At 71.6% G+C, this 16444-nt stretch carries 18 protein-coding genes; 10 read left to right on the top strand and 8 right to left on the bottom strand.

The annotated features are described in order from the left end of the window. The first annotated feature begins 88 nt into the window (after window positions 1-88). Genes Val02_RS00870 through Val02_RS00845 form a run of 6 tightly spaced genes read left to right on the top strand, consistent with a single transcriptional unit; the run spans window position 89 to window position 6136 of the window. Entirely contained in the window at window positions 89-1003 is a 915-nt protein-coding gene (locus Val02_RS00870) for a MurR/RpiR family transcriptional regulator (protein WP_203896890.1), read from the top strand. After that, window positions 1000-1749, top strand: a complete 750-nt coding sequence (locus Val02_RS00865) for a sugar isomerase domain-containing protein (protein ID WP_203896889.1) — start codon at window positions 1000-1002, stop codon at window positions 1747-1749. The genes Val02_RS00870 and Val02_RS00865 overlap by 4 nt, the downstream gene beginning before the upstream one ends. A 25-nt stretch (window positions 1750-1774) precedes the next feature. Continuing rightward, window positions 1775-3175, top strand: coding sequence for an N-acetylglucosamine/diacetylchitobiose ABC transporter substrate-binding protein (gene ngcE, locus Val02_RS00860; RefSeq protein WP_203896888.1), 1401 nt, complete (start codon window positions 1775-1777; stop codon window positions 3173-3175). After that, window positions 3175-4083 carry a carbohydrate ABC transporter permease gene (locus Val02_RS00855; protein WP_203896887.1) on the top strand — a complete coding sequence of 303 codons (909 nt, stop codon included), beginning with the start codon at window positions 3175-3177 and terminating at the stop codon, window positions 4081-4083. The genes ngcE and Val02_RS00855 overlap by 1 nt, the downstream gene beginning before the upstream one ends. Next, window positions 4080-4901 (top strand): carbohydrate ABC transporter permease, encoded by an 822-nt coding sequence (locus Val02_RS00850; protein ID WP_203896886.1) that lies wholly within the window; start codon window positions 4080-4082, stop codon window positions 4899-4901. The genes Val02_RS00855 and Val02_RS00850 overlap by 4 nt, the downstream gene beginning before the upstream one ends. A 35-nt stretch (window positions 4902-4936) precedes the next feature. Then, window positions 4937-6136: a glycosyl hydrolase gene (locus tag Val02_RS00845; RefSeq protein WP_203896885.1), complete on the top strand. Its 1200-nt coding sequence runs from the start codon at window positions 4937-4939 to the stop codon at window positions 6134-6136. 81 nt (window positions 6137-6217) lie between these two features. Here Val02_RS00845 and Val02_RS48085 read toward each other — a convergent pair whose 3' ends face one another. The 3 genes from Val02_RS48085 to Val02_RS00835 all read right to left on the bottom strand — a co-directional run bounded on the left by Val02_RS48085 (window position 6218) and on the right by Val02_RS00835 (window position 8592). Further along, complete coding sequence (locus tag Val02_RS48085; RefSeq protein ID WP_203896884.1) at window positions 6218-7051, bottom strand: tetratricopeptide repeat protein; 834 nt, start codon at window positions 7049-7051, stop codon at window positions 6218-6220. Next, window positions 7048-7176 carry a hypothetical protein gene (locus Val02_RS48080; RefSeq protein ID WP_275415526.1) on the bottom strand — a complete coding sequence of 43 codons (129 nt, stop codon included), beginning with the start codon at window positions 7174-7176 and terminating at the stop codon, window positions 7048-7050. The genes Val02_RS48085 and Val02_RS48080 overlap by 4 nt, the downstream gene beginning before the upstream one ends. Before the next feature lie 102 nt (window positions 7177-7278). Further along, window positions 7279-8592 (bottom strand): glycoside hydrolase family 16 protein, encoded by a 1314-nt coding sequence (locus Val02_RS00835; protein WP_203896883.1) that lies wholly within the window; start codon window positions 8590-8592, stop codon window positions 7279-7281. Between the two features lie 247 nt (window positions 8593-8839). Here Val02_RS00835 and Val02_RS00830 point away from each other — a divergent pair, with 247 nt between their 5' ends. Further along, a complete protein-coding gene (locus Val02_RS00830) occupies window positions 8840-10033 on the top strand; it encodes a pyridoxal phosphate-dependent aminotransferase (RefSeq protein ID WP_239151182.1) in 1194 nt (397 codons plus the stop codon). Further along, window positions 10033-10488, top strand: coding sequence for a hypothetical protein (locus Val02_RS00825; RefSeq protein ID WP_203896882.1), 456 nt, complete (start codon window positions 10033-10035; stop codon window positions 10486-10488). Before Val02_RS00830 ends, Val02_RS00825 begins: the two co-directional genes overlap by 1 nt. Here the strand turns inward: Val02_RS00825 and Val02_RS00820 are convergent. Beyond that, window positions 10461-11006 carry a GNAT family N-acetyltransferase gene (locus tag Val02_RS00820; protein WP_203896881.1) on the bottom strand — a complete coding sequence of 182 codons (546 nt, stop codon included), beginning with the start codon at window positions 11004-11006 and terminating at the stop codon, window positions 10461-10463. The genes Val02_RS00825 and Val02_RS00820 overlap by 28 nt on opposite strands. A gap of 48 nt (window positions 11007-11054) precedes the next feature. Here Val02_RS00820 and Val02_RS00815 point away from each other — a divergent pair, with 48 nt between their 5' ends. Both Val02_RS00815 and Val02_RS00810 read left to right on the top strand, forming a co-directional pair. After that, on the top strand, window positions 11055-11810 hold the full coding sequence (locus Val02_RS00815) for a DUF4253 domain-containing protein (protein WP_203896880.1): 756 nt from the start codon (window positions 11055-11057) through the stop codon (window positions 11808-11810). Between the two features lie 36 nt (window positions 11811-11846). Further along, complete coding sequence (locus Val02_RS00810) at window positions 11847-12626, top strand: esterase/lipase family protein (RefSeq protein ID WP_239151172.1); 780 nt, start codon at window positions 11847-11849, stop codon at window positions 12624-12626. 6 nt (window positions 12627-12632) lie between these two features. On the opposite strand, the gene Val02_RS00805 is transcribed toward Val02_RS00810, so the two are convergent. From Val02_RS00805 to Val02_RS00790, 4 genes are read right to left on the bottom strand one after another with little or no spacing between them, the layout of a single operon-like run. Beyond that, complete coding sequence (locus tag Val02_RS00805) at window positions 12633-13472, bottom strand: ABC transporter permease (protein WP_203896879.1); 840 nt, start codon at window positions 13470-13472, stop codon at window positions 12633-12635. Continuing rightward, window positions 13469-14377 (bottom strand): ABC transporter ATP-binding protein, encoded by a 909-nt coding sequence (locus Val02_RS00800; RefSeq protein ID WP_203896878.1) that lies wholly within the window; start codon window positions 14375-14377, stop codon window positions 13469-13471. The genes Val02_RS00805 and Val02_RS00800 overlap by 4 nt, the downstream gene beginning before the upstream one ends. Beyond that, on the bottom strand, window positions 14374-15594 hold the full coding sequence (locus Val02_RS00795; RefSeq protein WP_203896877.1) for a LolA-like protein: 1221 nt from the start codon (window positions 15592-15594) through the stop codon (window positions 14374-14376). The genes Val02_RS00800 and Val02_RS00795 overlap by 4 nt, the downstream gene beginning before the upstream one ends. Window positions 15595-15613: 19 nt before the next feature. Continuing rightward, window positions 15614-16402 (bottom strand): IclR family transcriptional regulator domain-containing protein, encoded by a 789-nt coding sequence (locus Val02_RS00790; RefSeq protein WP_239151169.1) that lies wholly within the window; start codon window positions 16400-16402, stop codon window positions 15614-15616. Between the last annotated feature and the right edge of the window lie 42 nt (window positions 16403-16444).

Below are 16444 nucleotides of genomic sequence, written 5' to 3'. Positions count from 1 at the left end.
CGAAGCATAGAAAGTTTTTGTTGACTAGCTCACTCGGTGGTCGTAATTTTCATCGGCAACAGTGATCGATGAAAATCGGGGTACCCACATGACCGGTGAGAGCGGCGGGCTGCTCGGACGGCTGCGCATCGAGGGACCGGGCATGCCGGAGGCCCTCGCGCGGATCGCGGAGACCATCCTCAACGACCCCGAGACGGCCGCGCACGCCAGCATCGTCGACCTCGCCGAGCGTTCCGGGACTTCGACGGCGACGGTGACCCGGTTCAGCCGGACGCTGGGGTTCAAGGGGTACGCCAACCTGCGGGTGGCGGTCGCGACCGAGACCGGCCGGGCCGAGCAGGCCCGCTGGGAGACCGACATCAGCGGCGACATCGCGCCGGACGACCCGCTCGAGGACGTGCTCGGCGTGGTGACCGCGGCCGACACGCGGGCGATCCAGGCGACCGCCGCCGGACTGGACGTCGCCGCCATGGAACGGGTCGCCGCGGCCATCGCCGGTGCCGGCCGGGTGGAGGTGTTCGGGCTCGGCAGCAGCGGCACCGCCGCACGGGAGCTGGCGTTCCGCCTCGAACGCATCCGGGTGCCCGTGTGGCACCGCACCGACTCGCACACCGCGCTCACCAACGCCGCGCTGCTGCGCCCCGGCGACGTGGCGATCGGCCTGTCGCACTCGGGGCGCACGCGCGAGGTCATCGAGACGCTCGCCGAGGCCGCCGACCACGGCGCGCTCACCGTCGCCGTGACGAGCTTCGGCCGGTCGCCGCTGGCCGAGGTCGCCGACGTGGTCTTCACGACGTCGGTGCACGAGACCACGTTCCGCGTGGCCGCGCTGTCGGCCCTGCACTCGCAGCTGCTCGTCCTCGACCTCATCTACGTCGCGGTCGCGCAGCGCACCTACGAGCGCACGGCCGAGGCGCTGGAACTGACCGTCCGCGCCGTCGACGCGCACCGGCTGCCGGAGAAGATCCCCAGCCGCAAGCGCCTACCGAAGGGAAACCAGTGACCACCGCCGAAGAGTATCTGCGGATCGTACTGTCCACTGTGGAGCGTGTGGGTACCGGCCAGGCAGCGGGCGTCGCCCGGGCGGCCGACCTGCTCGCCACGTCGCTCCAGGCGGGCGGGGTGATCCAGGCGTTCGGCTGCGGGCACTCCGAGGCGCTCGCCATGGAGATCGCCGGGCGGGCCGGCGGCCTGGTGCCCACCAACAAGATCGCCCTGCGGGACATCGTGCTCTACGGCGGCGAGCCGGCCGAGATCCTCGCCGACCCGCGCCTCGAACGCGACCCCACCGTCGCCCGCCGGCTGTACGAACTGGCGCCCGTGAAGCCGGACGACGCGTTCGTGATCGCGTCCAACTCCGGCATCAACGGCGCGGTCGTCGAGATGGCCCACATCGTCAAGCAGAACGGCCACGCCCTGATCGCGGTCACCTCCGAGGTGCACTCGGCGGGTGTGGCATCCCGCCATCCCAGCGGGAAGAAGCTCGCCGAACTCGCCGACGTCGTGCTGGACAACGGCGCCCCGTACGGCGACGCGTCGCTGCCGCTGCCCGGCGGCGGTGCCGTCGGCGCGCTCTCCTCCGTCACCGGTGCGCTGCTGGCCCAGCAGGTCGTCACCGAGGTCGTCGCGCGGTTGATCGCCGCCGGGGAGACCCCGCCGGTGTACCTGTCCGACAACGTGCCCGGTGGACGGGAGCACAACGCCGAACTCGAAGCGCGCTACGCCGGCCGGATCCGGCGCACCGCCTAATCGTTTCCGAGATGAGGAATCCCCCATGAGCCCCTCCCCCACCCGGCGTTCCTTACTGCGCACGGCGTTCACCGCCGGTGTCGCCGCGCCGCTGCTGTCCGCGTGTGTCACCGCCGGCTCCGACGACGACCCGAAGTCGCAGAGCGGCGCTAAGTCGGCCGACAACCCGTTCGGGGTGAAGGACGACGTGCCGCTGGAGGTGGTCGCCTTCAAGGGCGGCTACGGCGACGAGTACACGAAGAAGGCGGCCACCGCCTACGAGCAGCGGTTCCCGGCCGCCAAGGTGGACCACAAGGGAATCCAGAAGGTCGGCGAGGCACTGCAGCCGCGCTTCGTCGCCAACACGCCGCCCGACGTGGTCGACAACACCGGTGCGGGCCGGTTGGACCTGGCCACGCTCGTCGGGGCCGGGCAGGTGTCGGATCTGGCGGAACTGCTCGACGCGCCGGCGCACGACGACCCGGCCGTGAAGGTGCGCGACACGCTGCTGCCCGGCGTTGTCGACGACGGCACGTTCGACGGCAAGTGCGTGACGCTCAACTTCACGTACACCGTGTGGGGGCTGTGGTACTCGAAGTCCCTGTTCGCCCAGCGGGGTTGGACGTACCCGCGCACCTGGGACGAGATGCTGACGCTCTGCGAGAGCATCAAGGCCGCCGGCATCGCGCCGTGGACCTACCAGGGCAAGTATCCCGAGTACATCAACGACCCGCTGCTGTCGATGGCGGCGAAGGTCGGCGGCCCGGACCTGGTGAAGGCCGTGGACAACCTCCAGCCGAACGCCTGGAAGGCCGACGGGCTGAAGGCGGCCGCCGAGGCGTTCGCGGAACTGGCCGGCAAGGGCTACCTGATGAGCGGCTCGGAGGCGTTGTCGCACACCGAGGCGCAGGCGGCCTGGTGCCAGCAGAAGGCGGCGTTCATCCCGTGCGGGTCGTGGCTGGAGAGCGAGCAGAAGGACGTCACGCCGGCGGGCTTCGACATGGTGATGGGGGCCGTTCCGGCGCGCACCGGCGCGGACAAGCTGCCCGTCGCGGCGGTGCTGGCGGCCAGCAGCGAGTCGTTCCTGGTGCCGTCGAAGGCGAAGAACCGCGCGGGCGGGCTGGAGTACCTGCGCATCCTGTTCGGGAAGAAGTCGGCGTCGGACTTCGCGAAGACGGCCAACACGCTGCCCTCCGTCGGGGGTGCGCTGGACGGGCTGACGCTCTCCAGTGGGCTCGGCTCGGTGCGCGACGCGGTGACGGCGGCCGGGCGCAACACGTTCACCTACCGCTTCCGCACCTGGTACGCGCCGCTGGCCAAGGCCGTCGACGACGCCACGGGCGAACTGGTGAACCGCCGCGCCACCCCCACGGAATGGGCCGACCGCATCCAGAAGGCGGCCGACGCCATCGCCAAGGACAGCTCCGTGAAGAAGTTCACCCGCTGATGCGCCACGGCCGGTACCGGTTCCTCGCCTGGGCGTTGCTCCCGGCGTTGGCGCTGCACGCGGTGTTCGTGCTGTCGCCGTACGCCCAGGCGTTCTACCTGTCGCTCACGGACTGGACCGGGGTGGCCGGCAACGCGCACTTCGTCGGGCTGTCGAACTACCGGCGGCTGGCGTCCGACTCGCTCTTCCTCGACGCGGTGCGCAACAACGCCACGATGCTGGTGGTCGTTCCGCTCGCGACGGTCGCGTTGGGGCTGTTCCTCGCGAGCATGCTGCACGTCGGCGGGCGCGACGGGCGTTCCGCCGTCCGGGGCGCGGGCGGGTACCAGATCGTGTACTTCTTCCCGCAGCTGCTGTCCCTGGTGGTCATCGCGGTGCTGTGGGGCTTCGTGTACAACCCCACCAACGGGCTGCTGAACGGCGCGCTGCGCGGGATCGGGCTGGACGGCCTCGCGCGCAGCTGGCTGGCGGAGCCGTCGGTGGCGCTGTGGGCCGTCATGGCCGTGCTGGTGTGGTCGTCGGTCGGGTTCTACCTGGTGCTGTTCAGCGCCGCGATCGACGGCATCCCGAAGGAACTGTACGAGGCCGCGCTGCTGGACGGGGCCGGCCCGTGGGCGACGTTCTGGCGGCTGACGCTGCCGCTGGTGCGCGACACGGTGCAGGTGGCGTTCGTGTACCTGGGCATCGTGGCGCTGGACGGGTTCGCCGTCGTGCAGGTGATGACGGTCGGCCCCGGCGGTCCGGACGGCGCGACCGAGGTGATCGGGCTGTCGCTGTACCGCACGGCGTTCACGTACGGGAAGTTCGGCTACGCGTCGGCGATGGGGGTGGCGCTGTTCTTCGCGACGCTCACGCTCGCCGTGCTGGCGCTGCGCGCCGGCCGCAAGGAACGGCTGGAACTGGCATGAGGATCTCCCGTGGCTTGGCGCACGCCGCCATGTTGGCGTGGGGCGTGGTGACCGCGCTTCCCCTGCTGTGGGCCGTGTTGAGCTCGTTCAAGAGTGACCACGAAATCCTCACCGCGCCTTGGTCGATACCGCAACATCCACAGTGGACGAACTGGTCCCGCGCGTGGAACGAGGCCGACATCGGCCGCTACTTCCTCAACTCCGCGATCGTCGTCGGCGGGGCGCTGGTGCTCACGATGCTGCTCGGCGCGCTGGTCGCCTACGCGCTCGCGCGGTACGAGTTCCCGGGCAACCGGCTCGTGTACCACACGTTCGTCGCCGCGATGTTCTTCCCGGTGTTCCTCGCACTGGTGCCGCTCTTCTTCGTCGTGAAGCAACTGCACCTGCTCGACACGTATGCCGGCCTGATCCTGGTGTACGCGGCGTACGCGGTGCCGTTCACCGTGTTCTTCCTGCACGCGTTCTTCCGCACGCTGCCGTCGTCGATCGCGGAGGCGGCCTTCCTCGACGGCTGCGGCCACGGGGCGGTCTTCTTCCGCATCATGCTCCCGATGGCCCGCCCCGGTCTGGTGGCCGTGGGCATCTTCAACTTCCTCGGGCTGTGGAACCAGTATCTGCTCCCGCTGGTCCTCAACTCCGATCCCGACCGGTACGTCCTGGCACAGGGGCTGGCCGCACTGTCGGTCAGCCAGGGCTACCGCAGCGACTGGAGCGGGCTCTTCGCCGGACTCACCATCGCGATGATTCCGGTGCTCGTCGCCTATGTCGCTTTCCAGCGGCACATCCGCGCCGGCATGACAACCGGCGCAGTTCGTTAAAGCTTCACCGTTCTCACCAAGGGAGGCCCTCGCCCGTGAACATCCGTAAGTATCGATGGATAGCGCCACTGTCGGCGGCGCTGGTCGCCGGCACGGCCGCGATCGTCGCCGCGAGCACCGGCAACGCGAACGCCGCCGCCGAGAACTGCGGCTACCTCTTCGACGACTTCTCCTACTCCTCCTCCAGCGACCCCAACCTCTCGGCCCACGGCTGGATCGCGCGCGCGAACGCGGGCGGCCCCGGCGTGCCCGGCGCGACCTGGTCGCCGAACAACATCACCTTCCCCACCAACGGCGGGCAGAAGGTGATGCAGCTGACCGCCTCCACGGACGGCACCGGCGCCGGCACCAACCACGCCGAACTGTTCAGCGCGCAGAAGCGCTACAAGGAGGGCACCTACGCCAGCCGGGTGCGCTTCACCGACACGCCGGTCGCAGGCTCCGACGGCGACCACATCAACGAGACGTTCTTCACCATCAGCCCGCTCGCCTACGACCTCGACCCGACGTACAGCGAACTCGACGTCTCCGAGTACCTGCCGAACGGCGGCTGGGGCGAGACCGGCCCGATCAACTACCAGACCACCTGGTACACCTACCGCAACGAGCCCTGGTTCGCCGACAACGTGCACTCCGAGCAGCGGCGCAGCCTCGACGGCTGGCACGACCTCGTGGTGCAGGTGGCCAACGGGCACGTCGTGTACTGGATCGACGGCGTGCAGGTCGGCGACCACTCCGGCAAGTACTACCCGCGCCAGACGATGACCATCAACTGGAACCTCTGGTTCATCGACCTGGCGACGCACAGCGGCGGCCTCAGCACCTACATCCAGCAGGTCGACTGGGTGCTGTTCGCCAAGAACTCCGTGCTCAGCCCGGCACAGATGACCGGCCAGGTCAGCTCCTACCGCGCCGCCGGGAACGCCTTCACCGACACCGTCGACTCGGCCGGCCCGTGCACCACGCCGACGAACCCGCCGGCGACCTCGACCCCGCCGTCGCCGTCCAACCCGCCGACGTCCCAGCCGCCGGCCACCGGATGCAACAACGCCCCCGAGTGGTCGATCAGCGCCCAGTACAACACCGGCGCGCTGGTGAAGCACGAGAAGAGCGCCAACGGCGACCCGAACGGCGCACCGTCGGGCCAGGGCAAGCACCTGTGGCGGGCCCGCTGGTGGACCCAGGGCTCCGAACCGGGCTGGACCCAGCAGTGGGAGGACCTCGGCCGCTGCTGACCGGACCCCCGGACCGGGAAAGTACGCACTGCTCCCGGTCCGGGGCGCCGCCCGTGTACGCGATGATGCAGCGGTGGCCGTTCAGAGTCCGCGCAGGGCGGCCGTCCGGCGCCGGCACGCGGCCAGCGTCGGATGATCCTCCGCGACCACACCCTCCAAGATGGACAGTGCGCGCCGCGTGTAACGCCGCGCGGCGCGCAGCCGCCCCTGTTCCTGCAGGCAGCGGGCCAGGTTGTAGAGCGTGACGCCGAGGTCCGGGTGGCGCCGGCCGAGCGCCGCACGCTTCATCCGCAGGGCGCGCCGCAGCGTGATCGCCGCGCCGGCCGCGTCCCCGGTGCGGAACTGCAGCGCGCCGAGGTTGTGCAGCGTCGCCGCGATCTCGTAGCGGTGCCGGCGCGGGTCCTGGCGGTACACGGCCAGCACGCCCCACAGGACGGCCCGCGCCTCCGCGGCCTTGCCGAGGTCCACCAGGATCGCCGCCAACGCCGCGTGGTCGGCCGCCACCAGCAGCGGGTCGACGGCGGTGGAGGTGCGCACGGCCAGGCCCCGCCGGGCCCACTCCTGCGCGGCCGCCGCGTCGCCCCGGGCGTGCGCGAGGCCGCCCAGGTTGTGCAGGATGCCGGCCGCCACGGCGGGGTCCGCGCCGCCGTGGCGTTCGTCGATGGACAGCGCCCGCAGGTAGGCGAACTCGGCCGCCTCGAAGTCGCCGGTGTACTTGCCGAGGATGCCGCACTCGTTCAGGGCCGGCACCAGCGCCGGATGGTCGGGGCCGAGCCGCGCCTCCGCCTCGGCGAGCGCGTGCCGCAGGAGGGCGCCCGCCTCGGGGTAGGCGCCCTCCCGGATCCGCCGGCGCGCCTGCGCCAGTCCGGCGCGCAGGCCCTCGTCGGACAACGTGCCCTCCAGCGACAACGTCACAGAAGAACCTGGTTGTGGTTGGTGGCGACGCGTTCCACGACCTCCGCCGACGCCGGTCCGGCGCCGCTCACCAGGGCCGCCGCCAGCGTCCCCAGGACGACGGCGATCCACCGCTTCACCCGCATGGCGTTCCCTCTCGACCACGGATCGTGCCGCGCCCGGTGCGCGACAGCCCCCGCCGACAGGGCGTTCCATCCCGTTCCATGAATCCCCCGCGACACGGCGCGTCAGCGCTGATACACCCGCACGTAGTCGACGACGAAGTCGGCCGGCAGGAGCGTCGTCGCGTCCGGGTCGCCGAGCCAGCCGCCGACGTGGAACGTCAGCCGCAGGTGGTAGCGCGCGTCGCCGTTGAACACGTCGCCGAACCAGGGGGTGTTCGTCGGGTCGACCGTCCACACCAGACGGTCGTCGACGTAGAAGCGGATGACGCCCGGCTCCCACTCGGCCGCGTACACGTGGAACCCGTCGCCGGGATAGGTGCCGGCCGGCCACGGCACCCGGTAGTCGTTCTTGACCTGGGGGCTGTACTTCTGGAACACGGCGGTGGTGCTCCTGTCGTAGTACTGCGCGCCGCCGGGCAGTTCCATCACGTCCAGCTCGCCGTTGCCGTCGTTCGGGTCGCCGCCGCCGGCCACCGACGAGCGCCGCAGCCAGAACGCCGGCCACAGGCCCTTCGAACCGGTCGGCGTGCCGGGTGACTTCGCACGGGTCTCGAAGCGGCCGTAGCCGAACGTCGCCTTGCCGATCGTGTCGAGGTACGCGGTCGTGTAGTCGTTCGTCTCGCTCCAGCAGGTGAGGCGCTCCCGCTGGGCGCGGAGGGTCAGGTTGCCGCCGCTGACGAAGACGTTCTGCGGGCGGTCGGTGATGCACGCCTTGTCGAAGTCGAGGTAGTCCAGCGGGCGGGCGGTCCACTTGGCGGTGTCCAGTGTGGGGCCGTCGAAGTTGTCCTCCCACACGAGCTGCCAGTCCCCGCCCGGCGCGCCGTAGGTGACGGTGAGCCGCGGGCGGATCGCGGCGCTCGCGTTCTCCTTCGACGCCCAGTACACCCGCGTGTTGTAGGTCTCCTGCAGCAGCGCGAACGTCTTCGTGCCGTTGCCGGTCACGGCCGCGGTCACGTCGAAGGCGTTGTACCCGGCGGTGACGGCCGTGCGGGTGGCCAGGGCGCCGCCGAGCGCGGGCCGGGCCGCCCAGGTGCCCGGGTCGGCCGCCGTGCCCGTGGCGGCGTAGGCGGTGACCGTTGCCGCGTAGGCGTTCCACGAGTACAGCTCCAGCACGGCCCGGGTGACCCGCGCGCCGGCGGGCACCCCCGTGACGCCGAACTCCAGCACCGCGTCGCGGCGGCCGTCCGCGTTGCCGTCGCACAGCTGCGGGCAGGTCGCCAGCGTCGTCTTCGTCGAGTTGTCCCCGTCGGCGCTCACCTGCGTGAACGTCGTGTCGGCGACGGGCGCCACCGGCCCGGTGTCGGCACCCGAGGCCGGCACCGCCGAGCCCAGCAGGCACGTCCCGACGACCGCGGCGGCGAGCCCGCGCGATCTCATCAACTTAAATCTCCCCGTGAACACCCGCCCGATGATAGGGCTCGATCCACCTGTGCAAGTGCCAGTCGCGCAACGGTTCGCACACTTCCACAGCGGACGCACAGCTTAAGATCAACCTTAGGAACGGCCCAAGTTTCGGTCTCGTTACGTCGCGTTGCGTCGATCCGTGCGTACCTCGTGGTGGCGAATTAGAGGGCTGACCCCCTGGAGGATTTCAGTGCCGCACGGATCGGTAGACACAAGCCTGTTGCGCTCGGGTTCACACAGCCCTTCGTACTTCGCGCTGGCGCGCAGCATGGGTGCCGACGCCAAGGACGCGAACCTGGTGGACTTCTGCATCCCCTGCAACCCGTACTTCCCCACCCCGGAGATGTTCGACAAGCTGGCCGACAGCCTGAAGGACATCCTCAAGTACTACCCGAGCGACTCCACCACCATCACCAAGCAGCTGTGCAGCGTCCTGGGGCTGCACCCGCAGACGGTGGCGATGTCCAACGGTTCGACCGAACTCATCACCTGGATCGACCACCTGCTCGTCAAGGAGAGCATCGCGGTGCCGATCCCGACGTTCGGCCGGTGGACGGATCAGCCGATGGAGACGGGCAAGCGGGTCGACATGTATCCGCTGCAGGAGGCCGACAACTACGCGCTCAACCTGGATCACTACGTGCGGTTCATCCGGGCCCGCGGTTCGCGCGTCGCGGTGCTGTGCAACGTCAACAACCCGGACGGCAATTTCGTGCCGCGCCGCGACGTGCTGCGCTTCTGCGACCAGCTGCTCGACCTGGATCTGGTGGTGATCGACGAGTCCTTCATCGACTTCGTGGACGCCGAGCGCTACCCGTCGGTGGGGCCGGACGCCACGATCCGCCCCAACGTGGTGGTGCTCAAGAGCCTCGGCAAGAACTTCGGGCTGCACGGCATCCGGTTCGGCTACATGATCGCCAACCCGTCGATCGCCGGCAAGATCGGCAAGGCGCTGCCAAAGTGGAACCTGAACTCCCTCGCCGAGGCCGTGGTCTACATGATCAAGGACTACGAGCAGGACTACCTGGAGAGCCTCCGCCTGCTGTCCCGCGACCGGATGATCATGTTCGAGAAGCTGCTGCGGGTGCCCGGCCTGACGGTCTTCCCCTCCCAGGGCAACTTCATCCTCATCAAGGTGCCCCCGGGCTGGCACGGCGTCGAGATGCGCGACCACCTCATCAGCCAGCACGGCGTGTACGTGCGCGAGTGCGGCAACAAGCTCGGGATGACCAGCCAGTACCTGCGGCTCGTGGTGCGCCCCGAACGCGACGTCGACCGCCTCATCGACGGCATGGCGAGCTACGCGCGGGAGATCAACGACCCGCTCGGCCCGCCGGCCCAGCTCCCCTCGCTGACCGCGTACCGCTCCCGGCGCCCGGCCAGCCACAGTCACGCGGCAGTGGCGGCGCGCTGATGAGCACGCCGGCGGTCCTGCACGCGACGCGGCCCCGTTTCCTCGGCACGTCCGATGTGGACGGTTGGCGGCTCAAGACGTACTGGGTGTCACCCGGGTTCCGGCCCCCGTCCGGGCTACTGGCACAGGCTCGGCGGCGGGCCGTGGAGGTGCTCCCCGAGCGACCCGACCGCGAGGGCGCGTACGGCGTGGGCTTCCTCGTGGTCGAGGTCTCCGCGTGCCGCCTGCTGGCCCAGGTCAACTGGTGGGTCCGCCCGGACGAGTTGTATCAGCGGTCGTTCGCGGCGCTTCCCGGGTTCCCCCAGAGTCTGGAACTGCTCGCGACCGCGACGATCGGCGGCACCTCGGAACTCGCGGTCACCGCCCACGAGGCGGCGGCCTGGCACCGGCGGGTGCTCGCCAACCCGGCCGGACCCGACATCGACGGCTACCTGGGCGACGTGCTGACCCAGTAGCGCAGCGTCCCCTCCCGCTCGTCCTCGAGCACGCCGCCGTTGGCCTCGATCACCCTGCGCGAGGCCACGTTGGTGACGTCGCACGTCACCAGCGCCGAGTCGATCCCGAGCCCTCGCGCGACGGGCAACGCGGCGCGCAGCATCGCGGTCGCGTGCCCGCGCCGGCGGGCCGACGGGCGCACGTCGTATCCGATGTGGCCGCCGACGAGGCGCAGCCGCTCGCTGAGGCGGTGCCGGATCGACACCCGCCCCAGATACACCACGCCGTCGACCCACCAGAGCGTGGTGTCCGGCACCATCCACTCCGGACGCGGCGTCTCCTCCAGGGCCTGCGCCCGCAGCCCCAGCACGTAGCCGCGGAACGCGTCCGGCGATGTCCACAGTGGAGCGTGCTCGCGGATCTCGTCGCCGATCATCGTCAGGTCGTCGGCCGACCCCCGGCCCTCCGCCTGGAACTCCGCCATCGCGCCCAGAAACGACGCGTGAAACTCCACAGCGGGCAGCACGAGAGCGGTCATCGCACCATTACCGCACAGGATCGGAAACCGTGGGTCTAAAGTGCTCCGGTGCACCTCGACGGTCTCGACCTCCCGCCCGGCAAGAGCACCCACCCGAAGCTGTGGCTCAGCACCGATCCCGTGCCGTTCGCCCTGTGGGCCCGGCTGCGCGCCGTCCAGCCCGACACGGGCCTGTGGCCGCTGCTCATCGCCGAGGACCCGCACCTCGACAACGACCCGTGGGCCGAGGAACTGAGACCCGGCGACCCCACCGACCCGGCCCGCCACGACCCCGCCGGCCTGCTGGCCGCGTGGTGGCACGACCACACCCGCGTCGACGAGGACGACATGCTCTCCCCCGACGCGCGGCGCGACGTGACGGCGCCGTTCGGGGCGGGGTGGCCCGGGCTCGCGGCGGCCCCGCCGGTCGGCCGGGACCCCGAGGCGCACGCCGCCGGGTACGCCGCGCGGCTGCTCGTCGAGGAACCATGGCGGCTGGCGCTGGTGCCGGCGGGCAGCGGCCCCGAGGCCCTGGTCGTGGCGGGCTGGACCGGCCCGGCGAACTACACGGACACCGGCGAGATCGCGGCCGTTCTGCGGGACTGGGAGCGGCGCTTCGGGATCCGGGTGCTCGGCGCCGGCGCGGCCACGCTGTACGTGAGCGTGGCGGAGCCGCCTCGGGACCGGGCGGCGGCGCTGCGGGTGGCGGCGGAGCACTTCGCGTTCTGCCCGGACAACGTGTGGCAGAGCGCGTCTCCGTACACCCTCGCCGCCTACGCCGACCGTCTGGTCGACGCGGACGGGTGGAGGTTCTGGTGGGACTGACCGTCCGGCCCGCCGCCGCTGAGCCACTATGGGGTGATGTCTCCGCGCCGCCGGTTCCTGATGATCTCCGCCGTGGTCGCCGTGGTCGCGCTGGCCGCGGTGATCGGCATCCAGTTCTTCCGGGGGAACGGGCACCGGCAGACCCCCGCCGCGCAGGGTGAGCCCGGCCGGGTGCTGCTGGTCCCCGGCTACGGCGGCGGCACCGGCGCGCTGACCCAGCTCGCCACCCGGCTCACCGCCGCCGGGCGCGCCGTCGCGGTGGTGACCCCGCCCGGGGACGGCACCGGCGACCTCAGGGCCCAGGCCGACACCCTGGAGAACGCCGTCCGGAAGGCCCTCGACGAGGGCGCCCCCAGCGTCGACGTCGTCGGCTACTCGGCCGGCGGCGTGGTGACCCGCGTGTGGCTCGACCGGCACGAGCGCGCGACGTCGACCCGCCGGGTGGTGTCCCTGGGTTCGCCGCTGCACGGCACGAAGCTCGCGGCCGCCGGCTCCGCGCTGGCGCCCGGTTCCTGCCCCACGGCGTGCCAGCAGCTCGTCCCCGGGAACGACTTCCTCGACGACCTCGACGACCTGCCGGTACCGGTGCCGTGGCTGTCCGTCTGGACCGAGAACGACGAGACCGTCCAGCCGCCGGACTCCGCCCGCCTCGACGGCGCCGTCAACGTCTCGCTGCAGAGCGTGTGTCCCGGGGTGAAGGTGGCGCACTCCCAGCTGCCCACCGACCCGCTCGTGCAGGCGCTGGTGCTGCTGGCCCTCGGCACCGACCCGATAGCCGTCCCGAAGGACTGCGACGCGTTGCGCGGCGTCGCCTGAGGCCGGCTACGAACCGATGTCCTTCGTCTTGAAGTTCGCCCACGCGGCGCCGAGCAGCACCGCCACGTAGACGAACTGGAGACCGGCGCCGCGTTCAATGTCGCGCCACAGGATCGGGTCGCGGAAGAAGTCGATCCAGGCGAGCCAGTACCGGGTGGGCAGGTACGGCTTGACCGACTCGGCGGCGTCCAGCGTCACGAGCACCTGGCTGGTGACGAGCGTGGCCAGCGCGCCCATGGCCGCTCCGAGCGCGGAGTCGGTGAGCGTGGAGAGGAACAGCGCGATCGCCGCCACGCCGAGCATCGAGATCGTGATGTAGCCGATCGTGCCGAGCAGGCGCAACGCCAGTTCGCCGGGGCTGATCAGGTCGCCGGAGAGCGAGGTGACGTCCGGTGGGAGCAGGACGACGCCGCCGGTGGTTGACTCGCCGGTGCCGAGCATCAGCACGCCGGTGAGGTAGGAGGTGACGACCACGGCCGCGATGGCGAACAGCACGAACGCCACCTGCGCGATCAGCTTCGCCACCAGCAGCCGGGTCCGCCCGACCGGCCGGATCAGCAGGTAGCGCAACGTGCCACCGGTCGCCTCGCCGGCGATGGAGTCCCCGGCGAGGACGGCGACGGCCACCGGCAGGAACACGGGCAGCACCAGCGCCAGCGCCGCCGCCGGATAGAGCGCGCCGTTGCTGAGCACCGCCGACAGGAACGCCCCGCCCTGGCCGGGTGGCGGCGGGATGCGCGTCGTCGCCAGGAAGATCGCGACGATGAACGGCAGCAGGCAGAGCAGCGCCACGATCACGTACATGCGCGGCCGCTTGAACAGCTTGGCCAGTTCGACGGTGATCACGTCGCGTCCACCCGGTCGGCGCTGGACGTGGTGGCCTCGAGCACGACCTCCTCCAGGGTGCGCTGCTGCGGGGCGATGCCGGCGACCCGGATGTCGCCGCCGACGAGCGTCGCGTTCAGGGCGGCCGCATCCGCGTGCCGCACGACGAGGCGGTCCCCCACGCGGGACTCGACCCGGCCGTCGAGCAGGGCGTGCGCCCGCTCCGCGTCGGGCGTGTCGACCAGGATGCGACCGGTGGGTGCGCGCAGGGTGTCGAGGTCGTCCTGGATCACCAGCCGGCCCCGGTCCATGACGCCGACCCGGGTGCAGAAGAGTTCGACCTCGCCGAGCAGGTGGCTGGAGAGGAAGACGGTGGTGCCGGCGGCGTTCAGCTCCGTCATCAGGTCGCGGATCTCCCGGATCCCCCGTGGGTCCAGGCCGTTGGTGGGCTCGTCCAGGATCAACAACGTGGGGGAACGGAGCAGCGCGCCCGCGAGCCCCAGCCGCTGCCGCATCCCGAGGGAGTAGGTCTTCACGGGGCGGCCGTCGATGCCGGACAGGCCCACCCGTTCGAGGGCCTCGTCGATGCGCGCCTTGCGGGTGCGCCGCCCGCCGCCCGGCCCGGCGGCGTCGAAGATCGACAGGTTGGTGCGCCCGGACAGGTGCCCGTAGGCGCCGGGGCTCTCCACCATCGCGCCGATCAGCGGCAGCACCTCGTGCGCCTTGCGCGGCACCGGTTTGCCCATGATCTCGATGGTGCCCGCCGTGGCGTACACCAGGGAGAGCAGCATGCGCACGAGGGTGGTCTTGCCGGAGCCGTTCGGGCCGAGGAGGCCGTAGCGGTCGCCCGCGCGCACGTCGAGGTCCACCCCGTCCACGGCGAGCGTGCGCCCGAACCGGCGGGTCAGCCCGTGGGTCGTGATCACCGGCGCAGCACCGCCAACTCCTTGCCGACCGCGTCCATGAACACCCCGTCCACCATTCCTGTCGCCAGATACGTCGGCCGCCCCCGCCCGCGCCCCTCGCCCTGCGCGACGACCACGGAGACGAGCGGCGTCGCGAGGATGACGGCCCGCCCGCTCGACACCTGCACGGGCTGCCCCCAGTCGGCCGCCGCGCGGTACACGTCGTTGCCGAACCGGTCCGGGATCGCCACCACCACGAACTGCGTGAGCCCCGTGCCGTACACGCGGAACGGCGAGAAGTCCGACCTCGTCCACCGCTGACCCGACGGGTCGGTGACGGTGGGCTGCTCCTTGGCGAACTTCCCGGCGATGGTGCCCGGCATCCCCTCGGGGTCCCAGTCGAAGAAGTCGGCCGGGTTGCCGCCGGCGCCCTCCAGGGCCACGTCGGCGGCGCGTTCGGGGCGGGCGAGCGCGCTGCCGGCCGGGGTGCGCAGCGCCAGGTCCAGGAACCGGGTCGCCAGGATCGGCCGTTCGGCGTTGCGCGCCGTCAGTTCGACCTGCAGGGGCAGGCCGGTGTCGGGATCGGCCCACACGTCGAGGTGCCCGACGGTGCTGTGCTCGTCGGCGGAGGTGATCCGCACGCCCGCGGCGTCGATGCCGGCGACGCGGCGGCCGTGCAGCGCCGCGAGGGGTTCGCCGGCCGCGAGGCCGAGCAGGCGGCGGCCGAGGTCGGACGGAAGAAGATCGGCGCCGCGCGGCAGCCGCCCGGGCGACTCCCCGGGGGTCGCCATGATGGTGATCTCCCGCCCGTCCGGTGTCAGGGCGACGTGCTCCTCCCCGGAGACCGGCACGTAGGTGATCTCGTCGCGCGCGAAGTCCCACGACCACACGCCGTCCGCGTCGCGGTACGTGCCGCGTTCGGTGCCCGCCTCGAGCACGTCGACCCGCCAGCGTTCCGGCCCGCCGAACCAGGCCCGCAGCCGCGTGTTGCTGCTCAGCAGCGACGTGACGGCGCCGAGCCGGGGCAGCTCCGGCAGGCCGAGCACGCCCACGCTCTCGGCGTAGCCCTCGAACGGCACGCGGCCGGAGCGCCTGACCCGTTCGACCAGATCGGCGGGACCGAGCGCGGAGGCCGGCTGCGGGCGGGCGGCGAGCACGGCGGGCACCGCGGCGAGGGCACTCACACCCGCCGCGACCAGGAACCACCGGCGCCCCGTCTCCCGCCGCGCCACACTCATCCGATCAACGATGCCACGCCTATCTGCGAGTCTTGCCAGGCGGCAGGTCGGCGGAGATGCCCGCGGCGGTCTCCAGGAGCGGCGGCACCAGGTCCCGCACGATGGAACCGGCGTCCCACCGGGTGGCGGCCCCGGAGACGTTGACGGCGGCGACGGTGCGCCCGGAACGGTCGCGCACGGGTGCCGCGACGGAGAGCAGCCCCTCCTCCAGCTCCTGGTCGACCAGCGCCCAGCCCTGCGCCCGCACCTGTCCGATCCGTTCCCGCAGGGAGGCCGGCGTGCGGACGGTCCGCGGCGTGAGCCCCTCCAGCGCGGCTCCGGCGAGGTAGGCCTCCAGGTCGCAGTCGTCGAGCCCGGCGAGCAGCACCCGCCCCATGGAGGTGGCGTACGCCGGGAACCTGGTCCCGACGCTGATCGCCACCGTCATGATCCGGGAGGTGGGCACGCGGGCGACGTAGACCACCTCCCCCGCGTCGAGCACGGAGACCGACGACGACTCGTTGACCCGCGCGACGAGTGCCTCCAGGTGCGGCTCCGCCACTTCCGGCAGGGACGCGCTGGAAAGGTAGGCGTAGCCGAGGTCGAGCACCCGGGGCGTGAGCGAGAACAGTCGCCCGTCGCTGCGCACGTACCCGAGCCCCACGAGCGTGCGCAGGAACCGTCGGGCGGCCGCCCGGGTGACCCCGGTGGCGACGGCGACCTCGCTGAGCGTCAGCTCCGGCCGGGCCGCGTCGAACGCCCGGATCACCGCCAGTCCGCGTTCGAGTGACTGCACGAAGTCGGGGCCGTGCTCGGCGCGTCCACCCACTCGGCACCTCCGCATTGACGTGAGCTGCGCCACATCATACGT

Source organism: Virgisporangium aliadipatigenens (assembly GCF_016863615.1).
Classification (GTDB): domain Bacteria; phylum Actinomycetota; class Actinomycetes; order Mycobacteriales; family Micromonosporaceae; genus Virgisporangium; species Virgisporangium aliadipatigenens.
The sequence above is the reverse complement of the archived record's forward strand: the minus strand, read 5'-3'. Positions and strand labels throughout refer to the sequence as shown.